The organism is Nocardia sp. IBHARD005 (assembly GCF_052814245.1).
This window is the reverse complement of the sequence record NZ_CP199935.1, coordinates 1,486,067-1,504,005: the sequence shown is the minus strand read 5'-3', so window position 1 is coordinate 1,504,005 and position 17,939 is coordinate 1,486,067. Positions and strand designations below refer to the sequence as shown.

Here is a 17,939-nt window from a genome sequence, read left to right as displayed (position 1 = left end):
GAGACTTTCTGCGAATCCGGCAAATCACCAGCGTTCGCCACGCCACAGAGAAACCCCATGGTAAAAGAGGGCGCCAGCGTGAAACAGAGCGGCCATCTGCCGGACATCAGCGAACACCGGGCACCCGTAGGCTCAGGCGGGCGTCTATGGGGCGGTTTGCAGGGAGGCTGCGGGAATGCGGTATACGCCTCGGTCAGCTGGGCGCATTTTGTAGGGAGGCTGCGGGAATGCGGTGTACGCCTCGGTCAGCTGGGCGCATTTTGTAGGGAGGCTGCGGGAATGCGGTGTACGCCTCGGTCAGCTGGGCGCATTTTGTAGGGAGGCTGCGGGAATGCGGTGTACGCCTCGGTCAGCTGGGCGCATTTTGTAGGGAGGCTGCGGCCATTTGGAAGTAGTCCAGCAGCGCCTTGCGGTGTTCGTCGTCGAGGATCGACGGTTCGATCTCGCCGACGGCGATCCGCATGCACCGCATCCAGGCGTCGCGCTCGAGCGGCCCGATCACGAACGGGTTGTGGCGCATGCGCAGGCGCGGGTGCCCGCGCTCGTCGGAGTAGGTGCGTGGACCACCCCAGTACTGTTCGAGGAACATCCGGAACCGGCGCTCGGCCGGGCCGAGGTCCTCCTCCGGGTACAGCGGACGCAGGATCTCGTCGGCCGCGACCTCGCGATAGAACACCGACACCAAACGACGAAACGTCTCGGCGCCCCCCACGGCTTCGTAGAAGGAGGTCGTTGTCTGCTCACCGGTGCTCACACTGTCCATTGTGCCTCGATCACCAGGGTCACGAACGCGCCGCCCTTCAACCACAGTTCATCCGGAAGTTTGAAAAATAGCCGTGCAATACCGCGGGAACCATGGTCAACTGGGGGCAGTATCGGCCCCAGATACCACATGATCCTGCCAATCATGAAATTGAGGTCACGAGGATGAAGCAGCGACCGAGCGCCCGTTCACACGAGGCGCGCACGCACCGACAACTCCAGCCCGCCGACGTCCACAACCGTGGCTCGGGGGCTATTCCGCTGCACATCTTGTCCGATCACCATCCGGGCGCACACGGTCTTCACGACCTGCCGCATCTCCCCGCGCCACTGCATCTCGCCGGAGACCACGACGCCGCCGCATGGCGCAAACGCCGGGTCCTCCTCCTCAACGCCACCTACGAGCCGCTCACCGCGCTGTCCGCGCGTCGCGCTGTCGTGCTGCTGATCTGTGCCAAAGCAGACGCCGTCCACGACGATCCCGAAGGCCCGGTCCTGCATTCGGCAGGCGCCCAAGTGGCGATTCCCTCCGTCATCCGCTTGCGCACCTATGTGCGGGTGCCCTACCGCGCCCGCGTGCCGATGACCCGCGCCGCGCTCATGCATCGCGACCACTACCGATGCGGGTACTGCGGCGGCAAGGCCGAGACCATCGACCACGTGATCCCCCGCAGTCGCGGCGGCGAGCATTCGTGGGAGAACTGCGTCGCCAGCTGCGCCCCCTGCAATCACCGCAAGGCCGACAAGATGCTGGCCGACCTGGGCTGGCACCTGCGCCACCCGCTGGTCTCCCCCAAAGGCCCGCACTGGCGGCTGCTGTCGACCACCGCCGATCTGGATCCGATCTGGTTGCAGTACCTCGGCGAAGGAGCCGCCTGACACACCGCGCTCGATCGTTCAGGCGCTCTCCATGACCATCGTCGCCCAGGTTCCCGGTTCGAGCGCTTCGAAGATATGCGGGAGATCACCCAGGTAACGGATGTAGTCGCCGGGGCGCATCTCGACGGGCTCGTCGGCTGGACCCACCATGGCGTGGCCCGCTGCGAGCACGACGTGTTCCACGACACCGGGTGTATGCGGCTCCGAGCGCCGGATATGGCCCGGTTCGGCCGCGATGCGGTAGACGTCGCAGCGGGTGTGTGACTGGCCTGCGGCGAGCAGTGTCACCCGGTAGTCGGCGTCGGCTGCCGGGACCGGCGATCCCTCGTCGGCACGGATCACCTGAACGTTGGATCGAGGCGGGTCGAGCAGCCGGGAGAACGGCATTTCCAGGGCAACGCACAGTGCCCACAGGGTTTCCAGGCTGGGATTTCCGGTACCCGATTCCAGTTGGGACAGTGTGGATTTCGCGACACCCGCCCGATTGGCGACCTCGGTCAGCGACAAGCCGGCGCGGGCGCGCTCGCGGCGCAGCGCCGCGGCGATCACCGCTTGGGGCGGTCCGACGACAGGGTCCTGCCGGTCCATCTACGCCTCCTGGGTGCTGGCGATACCGCGTTGACTTTACCCACCCGATGCGTTCAATATAAACAACATGCGTTCGATTTGGCGAACACTCGACCGGGGAACCATGGCTGCCGTAGCCGCGGCGTGCGGTGCCGTCGGCCTGTTCGGTATGTCCTACGGTGCGTCGACGATCGCGGCCGGGTTTCCCCTGTGGATGCCGATCGTGATGGCGGTGACGGTGCTGGCAGGCGGGTCGGAGCTGCTGTTCTTCGGGATCGTCGCGGCCGGCGGTAGTCCGCTGGCCGCGGTGGTGGCCGGCCTGCTGCTCAACGCGCGGCACCTGCCGTACGGACTGTCGGCGCCCGAGGTGTTCGGGCGCGGCTGGCAGCGGGTACTCGCCATCCACTTCCTCAACGACGAGACGGTGGCCTTCGCCACGGCACCCGGCGATCAGGAACGAAAACGCGCTGCGTACTGGGCATGCGGGATCGGCATCGCACTCTGCTGGCCGCTGGGCGCGACCCTCGGTGCGGTGCTGGGTTCGCTGGTGCCCGATACGTCGGCGCTGGGGTTGGACGCGGTGTTCCCCGTGATCCTGCTGGCGTTGATCCTGCCCGCACTGCGCGACCGGGCGACGTTGCGGCCGGTGCTCGTCGGTGCGGGGTTGGCGGTGGTGGTCGCGCCCTACGTACCGGCCGGGCTTCCGGTACTGATCGCCCTGGGCGGGCTGATCTTCACCTTGCGCCCGCCAACTCCTGCCGACGAACCGGTGGCAGCATGAGTGCCCGCGAAGTGGAAACCTTCCCACCCCACCCCCGCGCGCGAGCGATCGGCGCGGTGGCATGAACGCGCCGTACCTACTGCCCGCCATGTTGACACTGGCCGTGGGAACATACGCACTGCGATGGACCGGCCCCGCCATGCGTCATCGAATGCGGCTGCCCCCCAGGGCAATTCATCTACTCGACACCGCCGCCCTCATCCTGCTCGCCGCACTGGTAGCAACAGCCACGCTGCCAACCGGCTCCGGCCACCTCGGCATCGCCCTGCCCGCAGGCGTCGGCGTCGGCGGAGTCCTCGCGTGGCGGCGCGCTCCCCTGCTCGTCGCTGTGCTCGCCGCCGCCGCGACAACCGCACTGCTACGCCTCATCGGCGTGCACTGACCCCGGCACCCACACTCCCAGCCCCACCGCTCACCCCAGACCCGAAGCCCTACCGCCCCCCGCCCCCGCCTGCCCCTGCCACACCGCCCACCCAGGCCCGCAGCCCTCCCGAACTCCCAGCCACACCGCCCACCCAGGCCCGCAGCCCTCCCGAACTCCCAGCCACACCGCCCACCCCAGCCCCGCAGCCCTCCCGAACTCCCAGCCACACTGCCCACCCCAAACCCGCCGGGCTACCGCACGCCCAGCCACACCGTTCCGCCCGAGACCGCCATGACCGCACTCCCAACCCCGCACCCGCGACCCCTGGGGAGCGGCGGCCACGAAGTGGCCGGTCCGCGGCCGGGTCGCCGGTTAGCGCTCGAAAGCGCTGAGCCGAAGGCTCTAGTCTCGAGCGCTAACCGGCGGCCCTCAGGGCCGCGGACACGCGCGCGCCAGCGCGCCAAAAACACAGCGTCAAACCTGCCTGGGACTACCGCACCTGGGATCCAGATCCACCCAACTCAACCGGGCGACAACGGATCCACCCAACTCAACTGGGCGACAACGGAATCCCACCACCCAATCGCCGCGCGACAGACCCGTACCGAGCATCCAACCGCAACCACGTCCGAGTGGCACGAACCCGAACCAACTCCGAAGGCGGAATCCGACGCGACTCCGTCTTCTCCCCCGCGTGCGGAATGAAATCCATCGCAGTGAGCGCGAAGACAACGCGCATCGGCACCTGAACCTCGATATCACCGGGCCCGGTAACCGTGAGAACCGACTGGTCGAGAAGAGACGCGGGCGGCCCTTTGGGACCGCCGTGTTCGCGGGCCACCTCCGCGCCGCGTTCGGCCAGCTCGACCAGGGTGCGCGCGGGGACGTCGTCGACGTGCGTGAAGCCGTCGGCGGGCGGGAGGGCGCCGCGCCAGGCGGAGTCCATCGAGTAGCCGAGGTCGATCGGGTGGCCGGTACTCAGACCCGCGAGGACCGCGTCCGCACCCACGGTGACGTCGTCGACGCCGAGTTCAGCGGTGATCGTGCGCACCGCGAGGGTCTCGAAACCCGTTGTCACCCAAGCTGATACGAGGCTGGATCCCCGCCGCCGCAACCGGACCACAGCGGCCGGGTCGAGGCGGAGGGCGCGGGTGAGGAAGGTGGCCAGGTTCTCGCGTTCGGCCGGGTCGGGCGTGTGGAGCACCCGCTGTTCGGAGCTCACGAAATCAGGCCCGCCACAGTGCCAGGTAGTCGCGTTCGGACTCGCTGAGCCTGCGCAGCCGCTGGGTGTCGATGTCGAACGCGGCGAGCTGGGTGGTCGCGAGGACCGCGGGCGGCGAATCGGGTGCCGCGCCGTTGGCACGGACCTCGTAGCCGATGGTGAAATCGACTGCGCGCAATTGCTTGACCCACATGGCGATGTCGAGCGGGGTGTCCTCGTGACGCAACTGCCCGCGATACTTCACATGCAGGTCGACCAGCACACAACCCTGCCGCCCCATCGACGCCGTCGGCTTGTCGTCGTCGAACAGCCACGGAATGCGCGCCTCTTCCAGCAGTGTCACCATCCGAGCATGGTTGACGTGCTGGAACACGTCCATATCCGACCAGCGGATCTCGACCTTCGCGTGAAAACGCTGCGGCAACACCAGCTCCGGTGTGGGCGTGGCGGTGTTGCCGTTCGGCGAACTCGTCACCGTGGTACCTCCGATTGGGCGCCCACCCCGCTCACCATGCTCCGCACCTGTCGCGCGGCAACCGACAGTGTGGCGAGGTCGTGGGTCCCGGACTCGAACAATTCCGACAGTGCCGCGCGCGCACGGCCCAGCCGGGACTGGTTCTTCGACTCCCAGTATGCAATTTTCTCGTCGGAGGTTTCCTCCGGGTCACCCCCGGACAGCACATCAAGGGTGAGCGAGCGCAGCGAACCGTACATGTCGTCGCGCAGGGCGAGCCGCGCCAATGCGTGCCAACGGTCGCCGCGTTCGAGGTGGCTCACCGCCTCGAGCAGCCAGTCGATCTTGAGATGCTCGTTGAGCGCGTAGTACAGGGCGCCCACCTCGGCGCCGTCGCGATCGGTGATATCGGCGATATCGACGATGTCGAGCAGCGGGAACAGCCCGAGCAGCCCGAACACCTCGGTGGCCAGGTCGGTCGGTGCGCCGCGGGCGATCAGCTCGGCGGCGCCCTGGGTGAGCGCTGCGACGTGGTGCCCGCGCAACCAGCCCGGCACCCGCGGCGCGAGCTCCTGCACCCGGCGGTGATAGCGGTTGATCTCGGCACCTACCGCGATCGGCTGCGGCCGGTTGGTCAGCAGCCAGCGCGATGCGCGATCGAGCGTCCGCTTGGATTCCAGTTCCAGCAGGTCACAGACCCCGGCCGGAGCGTCGGCACTGCGGATGCGCGACCACACGTCGTGCAGCTGGAAGATCTCGGTGGCCGCCGCGAACGCGCGCACCGAATCGGAGGTGGTGGCGCCGACCTCTTCGTTGAGCCGATGGGCGTAGGTGATGCCGCCGTAGTCGACGACCTCGTTGACGATCATCGTGGTGATGATCTCGCGGCGCAGCCGGTGCCTCTTGATCGCCGCACCGAACTGTTCCCGCAGCGGGGTCGGGAAGTACAGCGGCAGCTTGCTCGCGAAATGGGTGCTGTCGGGCAGGTCGGTGTCGAGCAGGTCGGCCTTGAGTCCGAGCTTCACGTGGGCGAGCAGGTTGGCCAGTTCGGGCGAGGCGAGCCCGGCGCCCTCCTCGCCGCGGCGAACCAGTTCGGCAGTCGACGGCAGCGCTTCGAGCTCCCGATCGAGGCCGCGCCGCTGTTCGAGATCGGCGATGACGCGGCCGTGTACGTTGAGCATCCGGGGAGCGTCGGTGCGCGCGATGCCGATCAACGCGTTCTGATCGACGTTGTCCTGCAACACCATTCGGGCGACCTCATCGGTCATCGAGGCCAGCAGCGGATTGCGGTCGGCGGAGGCGAGGCCACCGGCGCTGACCACACCGTCGAGCAGGACCTTGATATTGACCTCGTGGTCGGAGCAGTCGACACCCGCCGAGTTGTCCAGGGCATCGGTGTTCATCTTGCCGCCGTTGCGGCAGAACTCGATCCGGCCGAGCGCGGTGGCGCCCAGGTTGCCGCCCTCACCGATCACCTTGACCCGCAACTGATTTCCGTCGACGCGCACCGTGTCGTTGGACTTGTCGCCCACCTCGGCATTGGATTCGGTGCTCGCCTTCACATAGGTGCCGATGCCGCCGTTCCACAGCAATTGCACCGGCGCGAGCAGAATCGCGCGCACCAGCTCCGGCGGTGAGAGCGTCTGCACCGCGTCGGGCAGGCCGAGCGCGGCCCGTGCCTGCGGCGAGATCGGCACCGACTTCACGGTCCGCTCGAACACGCCGCCACCCTCGCTGATCAGGCTCCGGTCGTAGTCGGCCCATGAGGATCGCGGCAGCGCGAACAACCGCTCGCGTTCGGCGAACGAACTCGCGGCGTCGGGGTTCGGGTCGAGGAAGATGTGCCGGTGGTCGAACGCGGCGACCAGCCGGATGTGCGGCGAGAGCAGCATGCCGTTGCCGAATACGTCACCGCTCATGTCGCCGACGCCGACAACGGTGAATTCGTGGCTCTGGGTGTCGATGTCCATCTCACGGAAGTGGCGTTTGACCGCCTCCCACGCGCCCTTGGCGGTGATGCCCATCGCCTTGTGGTCGTAGCCCGCCGAGCCGCCGGAGGCGAAGGCGTCACCGAGCCAGAAGCCGTAGCGCATGGCCACGTCGTTGGCGATATCGGAGAAGCTGGCGGTGCCCTTGTCGGCGGCGACCACCAGGTAGGTGTCGTCGCCGTCGCGGCGCACGACCCGATCGGGTGGCAGCACCGCGCCGGTGGCCAGGTCGACATTGTCGGTGACGTCGAGCAACCCGGAGATGAAGGTGCGGTAGCAGGCAACGCCCTCGGCGATACTCGCCTGGCGGTCGACGGCCGCGTCACCGACCGGGGCGGGCGGGCGCTTCACCACGAAACCGCCCTTGGCGCCGACCGGCACGATCACCGCGTTCTTCACCGCCTGCGCCTTGACCAGCCCCAGGATCTCGGTGCGGAAGTCTTCGAGCCGGTCCGACCAGCGCAGACCGCCGCGCGCTACCGAACCGAACCGCAGGTGCACGCCCTCCACCCGCGGCGAGTACACGAAGATCTCGAATTGCGGTCGCGGCTTGGGCAATTCGGCGATTTCGCGCGGCTCCACCTTCAGTGCCAGGTAGCCGCGCGGGAGGCCGTCTGCGTCGAGGACGTAGTTGTTGGTTCGCAGCGTGGCCTTGATCAGGCCGAGCATGGCGCGCAGGATGCGGTCGGCATCCATGCTGACCACCTCGTCGATCCCGGCCCGCACCCGTGCCTCGAGCTCGACGGCGGCCTCGGCGGAGACGGTGGCCGGATCGAATCGGGCGGCGAACAGGTCGACGAAATCGCGCGCGACCTCGGGATGAGCCAGCAGCACGCGCGCGATATTGACCTGGGAGTACGGGAATCCCGCCTGCTGCAAGTACTTCGCGTACGCGCGCAGGATCGCGACCGACCGCCACGGCAGGCCCGCACGCAGCACGAGTTCGTTGAGACCGTCGGCTTCGGCTCGGTCGTACCAGACCGCTTCGAAGGCATCGGTGAACCGGGTACGCAACGCGTCGAGGTCGCCACGCGCTTCGAGCAGCGCGGCGTCGAGGTCGCCGCCGAGCGCGTTGCGCAGCAGTTCGGGACGAGCCTGCAGCCCGAAATCGTAGATCCAGCGCTCGGTACCGCCCTCGCGTTCGAGCTGGTAGGGCCGTTCGTCGACCACCTCGACGCCCAGGCTCTGCAGCACGGGAAGCACCTGACTCAGCGATACGCCGGAACCGGCGATGTAGAGGCTGAACCGCCATGAACCGGGCGCCGCTTCGGGCCTGCGGTACAGGTACTGGTCGATACCGCCCTCGGTGAGCTGCTCGAGGCGCGCGACGTCGGCCAGCGCGCGAGCGGGCGTGAAGTCTTCCTTGTAACTCTCGGGCAGTGCGTCCGAATACCGTTTCACCACAGCGGGATCGAGCACGGTGGAGGACGCGACCGCGTCACCGATCCGGTCGTCCCAGGTGTGGCTGGCCGCGTTGAGCAGGCTCTGCAGTCGCAGCCGGTTGTCCTCGGAGGTGTCGGGGGCGGCGGCGCCGGTAGCCTCGCCGGGCAGCATCACCGTGAAATACACACTGGCGAGCTCACTTTCGCTCACCCGCGCCGAATAGTCGATATCGACGCCACCGAGTTCGGCGACCAGGATCTCCTGCATCTCCAGGCGCACCGCGGTGGTGTAGCGATCGCGCGGCAGATACACCATGCAGGCCACGAAGCGGCCGTAATCGTCGCTGCGCAGGAAAAGCCGGACCTGCCTGCGCAATCCGACGCCGAGCACCGCGACTGCGGTGCGGCGCATGGTCTCGGTGTCGGCGGAGAACAGTTCGGTGCGCGGGAAGGACTCGATCACCTCGAGCATCGCCTGCCCGGAGAAGGAATCCTTGTCGAACCCCGCAGCCTCGATCGCGGTGCGCACCCGGCGGTTGATCACCGGGATGTCGAGGACGTTCTCGTGCACCGCGCTCACGCTGAACACCCCGATGAACAGGTGCACCCCCACCTCCGTGCCCGTCTCGTCGACATCGGCGACACCGACGAAGTACGGGTACACCGAGCGGTGCACGGTCGCGCGCACCAAGCCCTGGGTGAGCAGCAGCAGCGGGCGGTCCTCACCGTTGATGGGCACCTGGAAGTCGGTACCGACATCGGGGCGGAGTACGCCAAGGCTCGCGCCGGGCACCGCCGTGGACACCGTGTGGCCGTCTTCGACGCCGCGCCGGTAGCGGGCATAACCTAGCAGGGTGAAGTTGCCCGCGGCCAGCCAGCGCAGCAGCTGGGCGCAATCGGCCACATCGACGCCGGGGAACGGCGTGGAGCCCGCTGCCGCGGCGCGGTCGAGCTCATCGGCGAGCGAGCTCTGCACCGCGGCCATGGCCTCGGTGTCGTCGATCACCTGGCGGACGTCGTCGATCACCTCGGGCATGGTGCGTTCGATGTGGTCGAGCTGTGCCCGGCTCGTCGACGGGTGCAGCTGCAGGTGCATCCACGATTCGGTCAGCCCGGTCGCGCCGTGGCCGTCCACCTCGTGCGCCGCGGCGCCGGTGAGGTGGCCCTTCTCGTCGCGGGTGACTTCGAAGATCGGGTGGATCACCTCGGAGACACTCACCTGCATCCGGCCGAGTGCGGCGGTGATCGACTCCACCAGTAGCGGCATGTCGTCGGTGACGACCTGCACCGCCGCGCCCATCCCGGTCCCGTCGTCGGGGTGGTGCACCCGCACCGTGGCCTTACCGGGGCGGCGAACGGCGGCCAATTCCATGTGGTGCCGGAAGATCTGGGTGATTCCGGGGATCGGGAAGTCCACGTCACCGGCATCGACGTGTCGGAAATACGCCTCCTCGAGCGTCGCGAGATCGCCGCGCAAACTCTGCGGCATTCCCGCGGCCCACGCCGCGCTCGAGATTTCCGACGAGACCGTCATCGTTTAGCCCACTCCCATGGATTGTGGTTCGCTTCGATTTCGCTACTCAGGTGACGCGTTTTCGAGACTAGCTCCGGGCACTCGAACACGCTCAGGGAATTCGGGCTTGCCGCGCCGGTAACTTGCGCCAATGCTGGGTGAACGCCAGGGAGCACCGATCGACCCAACGCCGACGGCCCGGCAGAGCGACCGTTCACAGATCGTTCCACCGGGCCGTCGTGCGGGCCGCGCGTATCAGTCGCGCGTCAGCTTGCGGTGCGTAACACGGTGCGGGCGAGCGGCTTCGGCGCCGAGCCGCTCGATCTTGTTCGCCTCGTAGGCCTCGAAGTTGCCCTCGAACCAATACCACTTGGCGTCGTTGTCGTTGTCACCCTCCCACGCCAGGATGTGGGTGCAGGTGCGATCGAGGAACCACCGGTCGTGGGAGATCACGACGGCGCAGCCGGGGAACTGGTCCAGCGCGTTCTCGAGCGAACTGAGGGTTTCGACGTCCAGGTCGTTGGTCGGTTCGTCGAGCAGGATCAGGTTGCCGCCCTCCTTGAGAGTCAACGCCAAGTTCAGGCGGTTGCGCTCACCACCGGAGAGCACACCGGCCGGCTTCTGCTGATCCGGTCCCTTGAAGCCGAACGCGCTGACGTAGGCGCGCGAGGGCATCTCCTGGTTGCCGACCTGGATGAAGTCCAGACCTTCGGAGACGACCTGCCAGACGTTCTTCTTCGGGTCGATGCCTCCGCGGTTCTGGTCGACATAGCTCAGCTTGACCGTCTCGCCGACCTTCACCTCACCGCTGTCGGGCGATTCGAGACCGACGATGGTCTTGAACAACGTCGTCTTACCGACACCGTTGGGTCCGATGACGCCGACGATACCGTTGCGCGGCAGCGTGAACGACAGATCCTTGATGAGCTGACGATCGCCGAAGCCCTTGTCCAGGTTCGATACGTTGACCACGATGTCGCCCAGTCGCGGACCCGCGGGGATCTGAATCTCCTCGAAGTCCAACTTGCGGTGCTTCTCGGCCTCGGCCGCCATCTCCTCGTAGCGACCAAGTCGAGCCTTGTTCTTGGCCTGGCGGGCCTTGGCGCCGGACCGCACCCAGGCCAGTTCGTCCTTGAGGCGCTTCTGCAGCTTCTGGTCCTTCTTGCCCTGGACCTCGAGTCGCTGCGCCTTCTTCTCCAGGTAGGTGGAGTAGTTGCCCTCGTACGGGTAGGCACGGCCACGGTCGAGCTCGAGGATCCACTCGGCGACATTGTCGAGGAAGTACCGGTCGTGGGTGACGGCCAGCACGGCGCCCGGGTAATCAGCGAGGTGCTTCTCGAGCCAGAGCACGCTCTCGGCGTCGAGGTGGTTGGTCGGTTCGTCGAGCAGCAGCAGATCAGGCTTGCTCAGCAGCAACTTGCACAGCGCGACGCGGCGACGCTCACCACCGGAGAGGTTGGTGACCGGCTCGTCCGGCGGCGGGCAGCGCAGCGCGTCCATGGCCTGCTCGAGCTGGGAGTCGACATCCCAGGCGTCGGCGTGGTCGAGGAACTCCTGGAGCTTGCCCATTTCGTCCATGAGCTCATCGGAGTAATCAGTGGCCATCAGTTCGGCGATCTCGTTGAACCGATCCAGCTTGACCTTGACCTCCCCGAGGCCCTCCTCGACGTTGCCGCGGACGGTCTTCTCCTCGTTGAGCGGCGGCTCCTGCTGGAGGATGCCGACCGTGGCGCCCGAGCCGAGGAACGCCTCACCGTTGTTCGGCCGGTCCAGTCCCGCCATGATCTTCAGCACGCTGGATTTACCCGCGCCGTTGGGACCCACCACACCGATTTTGGCGCCGGGAAGGAAGTTCAAGTACACGTCGTCGAGGATGACTTTGTCGCCGTGCGCTTTGCGAACCTTGATCATCTGATAAATGAACTCAGCCATACGCGGAAGCCTATCGGTGGGAGAAACGGGGACGGGATGCGGAAGGGTCGATGCCGCGGAAACGACCCTCATGCGTCGACCTGCTCGGCACCGTTGGTGCTCGACACCACGTCCGGCGATCGCGCGGCGAGAGGATCCGCCACGGTCGTACAGGCTACGGCAACGGGTTCGGTCGACGCATACCCGGTGGCGGCGTCGTCGGCCTTCGGTAGCGCAGCGCCACGGGGGCCGGAAATATTCCGCACCTCCGCATGCGGCAGCGATCGCATGCCCTCGGGCCGGCGAATAACGCTCGCGTGGCATCGCGCCAGATCGGGCCCGACCGCGACCGCGCGCATCTCCAGATCCCGCCGCTCGGTGCCGTCCTTGCCGCGATACTCGTGCGAGCGCAGTTGTCCGTAGGCGATCACCGGGTCGCCACGGTGCAACGATCGATGCACGCCCGCGACCAGCCTGCGCCAGCAACTGATCGTGAGATACAGCGTGCCGTTGTCGGTCCACTCCCCCGTCTTGGCGTCGAATCGGCGCGAATTGCTCGCCATCCGGAACGTCAGCATCTGCTCGCCGTTGCTGAGATCGCGCCGCACCGGATGGGTGATGACGGTCCCGACCACCGCCGCGTGTGCCTCGTACATCGTGCTCGTCCCCCGCTCGAATCCACCGTTGTTGCTCTGACCACCCAAGGATGACGTGGCGGACGGGGACGTGGGAGGCGCCGAGTGAATCTGTGGATGAATCGGGCGGTTGTGGATATCTGCCGTGTCAGAGCACGGGAAGCTCGGTGTTCGCCCCGCACAGGACCACAATCGGGCGTACGCCGGGCTCGGGCGTGTACACACCGCTCTGCACGGCGGCCAGCGCGGCGGCACCTTCGAGCTCGACCACCACGCGGAACTCACGCCAGAGGTATTCGCGGGCGGCGGCGACCGCGTCGTCGGCGACCGCGAGCGCGGGCATCTGGTGCCGCTGCGCGATATCGAACGCGATATCGCCCACCCGGGTCGCGCACAGCAGCTCGGTAGCGCGCGACGGCACGTCGATATCGACCGGCATGCCCGCCGCGAGCGCCGCGGAGAGCACCGGGATGTGCTCGGATTCGATTCCGACGATCTCCCTGCGCTTGCCCAGTGCCGCGCCGAGGCCCGCGATCAGCCCTCCACCACCGACCGCGGCCAGCACCGGTGGCCTGCCACGCACCTGTTCCTCCAGCTCGAGCCCGATGACACCCGCACCTGCCACCACGGCAGGCATGTCGTAGGCGTGCAGATGATCGGCCCCGCGCTCGGCGGCCAGGGTGGTGGCCCGACGTTGTGCCTCGGCGTAACTCGTTCCGTGCCACAGCACTTCGGCACCGTGCGCCCACATCGCGGCCACCTTGGTGTGCGGCGCGGATTCCGGCACGACGATCGTGCATTCCTTGCCCAGCTGGGCGGCGGCCAACGCGACCGCGATGCCCGCATTGCCCGCCGAGGCGACAACCACATGGTCGGCACCGCTGTCGGTGGTCAGCAGCGCGTTGAGGGCGCCACGCACCGTGAATGTGCCGCCGTGCTGCAGGAATTCCATTTTCAGCGATACCGGCACCGGCCCGTCCGGCCCGTCCACACTCGTATGGAACACCGGCGTCTTGCGCACCCGCCCGGCCAGCCGTCGCCGCGCCGCCCGCACATCGGTGCGCAGCACCCGCTCCGGTTCGGCTCGCTCGGTCGAATCGCTCGACGGCACACCGAATCCGCTCACCGGCGGACCTCGCCGTCACGACGCGCCAGCTCGGCGTACATCGCGTTGTAGGCGGTCAGGTCGGCGTCGTTGTCGCGATCGGCGGCCCGGTCGGTGCGCTTGGCCAGCTTGGTGTCACTGCGAGACCACTGGATCAGCAGGGCCAGCATCACCACTACCAGCGGAACCTCGCCGCTGGCCCAGGCGAAACTGCCGCCGTTGCGCTGATCGGCGAGCAGGTCGATGTTCCAGCCGAGGTCGAGGGTGCGATAGAACCAGTCACCGAGCACGGTCGTCATGCTCATCAGCGCGATACCGAAGAACGCGTGGAACGGCAGCGTGCCGAACACCATGCCGAGCTTGGTCAGCGGCGCCACCTCGCGCGGCTTGGGATCGATGCCGATCACCACCCAGTAGAACAGGTAGCCGCTGAGCAGGAAGTGCGTGTTCATCATCAGGTGGGCGGCGTGCGAGTCGACATAGGTGTCGAAGATGCCGCCCAGATACAGCGCGTAGAACCCGGCGACGAAGATCAGCGACGCCACCACGGGCTGGGTGAGGAACCGCGAGACCGGGTTGTGCACGGCCGCCAGAATCCACTCGCGCGGGCCCGGTACACCGCCGCGTCCGGCGGGCGTTAGCGCGCGCAACGCCAAGGTCACCGCGCCACCGAGGGCGAGCAGGATCGGTGCAAGCATCGACAACGCCATGTGTGCGCCCATGTGCACGCTGAACATCGCCGGTGCGTAGCGCCCGACCCCCGACGACGTGGCGAGCAACAGCACCAGGCAACCACTGCACCAGGCGATGGTGCGCCCGAGCGGCCAGGCATCGCCACGCTTGCGCAGCCGGCGGACACCGAGCAGGTAGAGCGCGGCGAGCACGATCGCCAAGGTTCCGAAGATCAGATCGAAGCGCCAGTCGAACAGCAGGCGGCTCACCGTCGGCGGGCCCGCGAGGTTGTAGCCCAGTTCCACTTCGACCGGCGTCGGCACCGCGGTCGGCGGCGGTGGCGGCGTGCGGCCGAGGCCGACGGCCAGCCCGATGGTCGCCGCGAAGATCAGCATCTCCACCCCGGCGAAGCGGATGAGCGCACCGCGGTCGCGCGGGTCGGTAGCCAGCGCGGGCAGCGAGGCCCGTCGCTGCAAGTAGCCGATGGCGCCCAGCACCAGCAGCGCGGCCGCTTTCGCGAGCACCAGCCTGCCGTACGTGGTGGTGAAGAGGTCCGAGACGGGCACCCGCACCCAGGCATTGACCACGCCGCTGAGGCCGATCACCACGATCGAGATGGTCGCGGCCACCGAGAACCGCCGGGCGGCGATATCGGTATTCGCCCCGCCGCGCATCGCGTGCGCCAGCACCGCGACCAGCCCGCCCACCCAGACCGAGGCCGACACCATGTGCAGGATCAGCGAATTGGTCGCCACGTCATGGGAGCCGCCGGAGGACGAATGCCCGGTCAGTGCCAGCGGCATCATGGTCACCAACGCGCCGACCAGCAGCACCGGCGTCCAGCCCCAGCGCAGCGCGCACCGGCAGCCGATCGCCACGATCAGCGCGAACAACACCGTTGTCCGCCAGGCGCCCGCCACCTCGACCTGTGTGATCACCGGCCACAACACCTCGGGTCGCCAAATGGCGCTCACCGGCTGACCGGTCGTATCCGACACCGTCAAGGGCACCAACAGGGCCGCACTCGCAGCCCACACCAGTGCGGCGTCCGAGGCCCGCCGCACCGCCCGGTACCCACCGACATCGAGCAGACCACCGTCACGCGGGGGCAGCAGAAACGCCGCGAACAACAGGGACCCGACAGTCACGGCCGCGGCCAGATCGGCCACCGCGCGCAGCGCGGGCAATCCATATGTTGTCAACGCCCCCGGATCGGGTATACCGAGCAAACTGAGCGCGTGCGCCGCCGACAATCCGACCACAATGGCCGCGACTACCGCGGCGATACACCCGGCCACGACGCTGAGCACACCGAACGACGCCGCCGGACCCGTTTCCGCCGGAGGTCCGCCGTCGACGGCGGGTCCACCGGAGGGGTCCTGCGATAACGACATGACAACGAGGGTAGTTCGACGTGCCCGGCCACGACCCGATGGGGCGCCACACCCGAGCCCCCGCTCGACGATCCGGTCAGTCGCTATACTTTTCGAGCTGGACAGCGTGGCCGACTTCGGCCAAGGTGGATGCGACTGCCTCCGTAGCTCAGTTGGATAGAGCAAGGGCCTTCTAATCCCTAGGTCGCAGGTTCGATTCCTGCCGGGGGCGCAAAAGGCCCCTGATCTGCACAAACAGCAGATCAGGGGCCTTCTTCATTCTCGGCACAATGCTCCAACAGATAGAAACTTTGCAGGTAGACTGCCTGCATGGGGCAGGATCTGGACGACATCGACGAGCTACTCGAGGACTTCACGAGCGAGCTGCGGCAGCAGAACAAGGCCAAAGGAACGATCGCCCTCTACGCCAGGGACGTCGGATACTTCCGTCAGTACCTGATCAGCGAGAACCTGCCGACGACGCTCGAATCCCTGACACGTCAGATAATCGGCGGGTACATCGACAACACGCTCAATCGCCTGAACAAGCGCACACAGAAGCCCCTGACGCCGGAATACGCGCACCGCCAGTACCGCAGCTTGCAGCAGTTCTGCAAGTACCTGACTCGCGAGGAGCTCCTCGAGGCCGACCCGTTCGCGAAGATGTCGCCTCCGATCGTTCCGGAGAAGAAGGTCCCGGTTCCGCCTCTTGACGCGTTGCGCAAGATGCTCGCTGATTGCGATGGCACGAGCTTCGACGATCGACGCGACTCGGCCATCATTCGGCTGATGGTCGACGCAGGCCCCCGCATCGGCGAGATCGCGCACCTCCACCTCGACGCGCTCGACTTCGCCGAAAACACCGTGATGGTGCTCGGCAAGGGACGCCGACCGCGCACCCTGCCTTTCAGCGACAAGACGCGCACCGCCCTTCGCCGGTACCTGCGGGTGCGGTCAAAGCACCCGTTCGCGGCAAACGACAATCCCGCCCTTTGGCTCGGACGCGCTGGACCGATGACCGCCTCCGGCATCCAACAGATGATCGAGCGGCGAGCCGCAGCTGCGGGCATCGACCACATCCACCCCCACCAGCTCCGCCACTTCTTCGCACACAACTGGCTCGCGAACGGCGGCCAGGAGCAAGACCTGATGATGCTCGCCGGTTGGCGGTCACGCCAGATGATCAGCCGGTACGGCGCGTCAGTGGCTGACGAACGAGCCCGGGACGCGCACCGTCGTGCCCGACTGGGCGACCAGCTCTAGATTGAGCTGGCCTCACGTGCGCGGCAGTACGCCAGCGTGGATAATCGAACGTATGTGCGAGTCTATTCGGCCTTATCTCCGGAATGGGCGCTGGACGGAACCTGCTCCCCGCTCCTGCCCGAACGGGCACCGACTCGGAGCAGGTCGGTCGCTCGTCAGTGTGATGCCGTGCCTCCGGATCGGCGGACACCATCGATCCCACACGTGCCTCGCTTGTAGCGCGACGATCTACAGTCCCCCAATTCACTCCGACTGCGAGCACGTCGGTTAGATCTGCGCAGTACAGATCGAACCAGTCGACTACCAGCAGTTTGAGCCATCGACAGTGGCGAGATATTCGCCGCGAATTGGTAGCCTTTTGCGCATCAGATTCGCACTGGCGAGTAGCCGTGGGTCAGATATTCGCTCACAAGTAGCGGCGTAAGTGCTGAAAAGTTGCGGAAGACCTGGCGGTCACCGATGTACGTTGACCCTTTTGGGCGGCCTGCCCCCGCGGCGAGCGGATGCCCTTTCGCGGCCCTGGCCGCGATCTCGATTCGTAGCGACGGCCGGTCTGTGTGGTGTTTGTCCCTCTCGGTGTGGCCTGATGGCGACTCGATCACTACGGCGGCGGGCGTCAAGGGTGGCCGTGGCCATCGGCGTAGCCGACGCCGTAGGCGCCCTTGATGCTCGTTGTCGTAGTGATAGCCATCAAGCAGGCCGCACCGCGAGGGACGGACACCACGCCCCCGCGAAGGACCGCGCGACCGACAGGTCGCGATACCCGCTCCCCGATCGAGCAGCGCGCCTGCCTGACCAAACCACTACGCGACCGCGCCACCACGTACCTACCGGCACACGCGCTACCGCACTCACACCAACCACGACAGCCGCGGCACTAGACCGCAGCCACGCCCACCTGACTTGACCACCGTCACCGACTCCCAAAGCAACCCACTCGCTAACCCTCCGATGCCCACCCAACCCAACCACTTCTTTTTCTCTCAACCACCACCTCACCCATCCCTACATATTCTTTTGATTTCTGATTGCTCCCCACCCCCACCCAGTTCGACATCTGATTGGACA

13 protein-coding genes and 1 tRNA gene are annotated in these 17,939 nt (G+C 67.0%); 5 read left to right on the top strand and 9 right to left on the bottom strand.

The genetic code is table 11. The features are described from left to right. Window positions 1–349 precede the first annotated feature (349 nt). Window positions 350–763 (bottom strand): globin, encoded by a 414-nt coding sequence (locus ACTWPB_RS06920; protein WP_446224854.1) that lies wholly within the window; start codon window positions 761–763, stop codon window positions 350–352. A gap of 164 nt (window positions 764–927) precedes the next feature. Here ACTWPB_RS06920 and ACTWPB_RS06915 point away from each other — a divergent pair, with 164 nt between their 5' ends. Beyond that, window positions 928–1,641, top strand: coding sequence for an HNH endonuclease (locus ACTWPB_RS06915; protein ID WP_446224853.1), 714 nt, complete (start codon window positions 928–930; stop codon window positions 1,639–1,641). An 18-nt stretch (window positions 1,642–1,659) separates the two neighbouring features. Here the strand turns inward: ACTWPB_RS06915 and ACTWPB_RS06910 are convergent, their stop codons facing one another. Further along, window positions 1,660–2,229, bottom strand: a complete 570-nt coding sequence (locus tag ACTWPB_RS06910; protein WP_446224852.1) for a helix-turn-helix domain-containing protein — start codon at window positions 2,227–2,229, stop codon at window positions 1,660–1,662. A gap of 67 nt (window positions 2,230–2,296) precedes the next feature. On the opposite strand from ACTWPB_RS06910, the gene ACTWPB_RS06905 reads away from it, so the two are divergent. Further along, entirely contained in the window at window positions 2,297–2,989 is a 693-nt protein-coding gene (locus ACTWPB_RS06905) for an AzlC family ABC transporter permease (protein WP_446224851.1), read from the top strand. A 61-nt stretch (window positions 2,990–3,050) separates the two neighbouring features. Continuing rightward, window positions 3,051–3,371, top strand: a complete 321-nt coding sequence (locus tag ACTWPB_RS06900) for an AzlD domain-containing protein (protein ID WP_446224850.1) — start codon at window positions 3,051–3,053, stop codon at window positions 3,369–3,371. A gap of 532 nt (window positions 3,372–3,903) precedes the next feature. Here ACTWPB_RS06900 and ACTWPB_RS06895 read toward each other — a convergent pair. From ACTWPB_RS06895 to ACTWPB_RS06865, 7 genes are all read right to left on the bottom strand, one after another. Continuing rightward, window positions 3,904–4,575, bottom strand: a complete 672-nt coding sequence (locus ACTWPB_RS06895; RefSeq protein ID WP_446224849.1) for a hypothetical protein — start codon at window positions 4,573–4,575, stop codon at window positions 3,904–3,906. Window positions 4,576–4,579: 4 nt separating this feature from the next. Then, window positions 4,580–5,050: an acyl-CoA thioesterase gene (locus ACTWPB_RS06890; protein ID WP_446224848.1), complete on the bottom strand. Its 471-nt coding sequence runs from the start codon at window positions 5,048–5,050 to the stop codon at window positions 4,580–4,582. Further along, the gene (locus tag ACTWPB_RS06885) at window positions 5,047–9,933 is read right to left on the bottom strand and encodes an NAD-glutamate dehydrogenase (RefSeq protein WP_446224847.1); all 4,887 of its coding nucleotides are present in this window, start codon (window positions 9,931–9,933) and stop codon (window positions 5,047–5,049) included. The genes ACTWPB_RS06890 and ACTWPB_RS06885 overlap by 4 nt, the downstream gene beginning before the upstream one ends. 234 nt (window positions 9,934–10,167) lie before the next feature. Continuing rightward, window positions 10,168–11,844 carry an energy-dependent translational throttle protein EttA gene (gene ettA, locus ACTWPB_RS06880; RefSeq protein ID WP_446224846.1) on the bottom strand — a complete coding sequence of 559 codons (1,677 nt, stop codon included), beginning with the start codon at window positions 11,842–11,844 and terminating at the stop codon, window positions 10,168–10,170. A 68-nt stretch (window positions 11,845–11,912) separates the two neighbouring features. Continuing rightward, entirely contained in the window at window positions 11,913–12,479 is a 567-nt protein-coding gene (locus ACTWPB_RS06875) for a single-stranded DNA-binding protein (RefSeq protein ID WP_446224845.1), read from the bottom strand. Between the two features lie 127 nt (window positions 12,480–12,606). Next, window positions 12,607–13,584: a serine/threonine dehydratase gene (locus ACTWPB_RS06870; protein WP_446224844.1), complete on the bottom strand. Its 978-nt coding sequence runs from the start codon at window positions 13,582–13,584 to the stop codon at window positions 12,607–12,609. Continuing rightward, on the bottom strand, window positions 13,581–15,629 hold the full coding sequence (locus ACTWPB_RS06865; protein ID WP_446224843.1) for a cytochrome c oxidase assembly protein: 2,049 nt from the start codon (window positions 15,627–15,629) through the stop codon (window positions 13,581–13,583). Before ACTWPB_RS06865 ends, ACTWPB_RS06870 begins: the two co-directional genes overlap by 4 nt. A gap of 137 nt (window positions 15,630–15,766) precedes the next feature. Here ACTWPB_RS06865 and ACTWPB_RS06860 point away from each other — a divergent pair. Then, window positions 15,767–15,840: transfer RNA gene (locus ACTWPB_RS06860), tRNA-Arg, on the top strand. Window positions 15,841–15,938: 98 nt separating this feature from the next. Further along, entirely contained in the window at window positions 15,939–16,871 is a 933-nt protein-coding gene (locus ACTWPB_RS06855; RefSeq protein WP_446224842.1) for a tyrosine-type recombinase/integrase, read from the top strand. The last annotated feature ends 1,068 nt before the right edge of the window (window positions 16,872–17,939 follow it).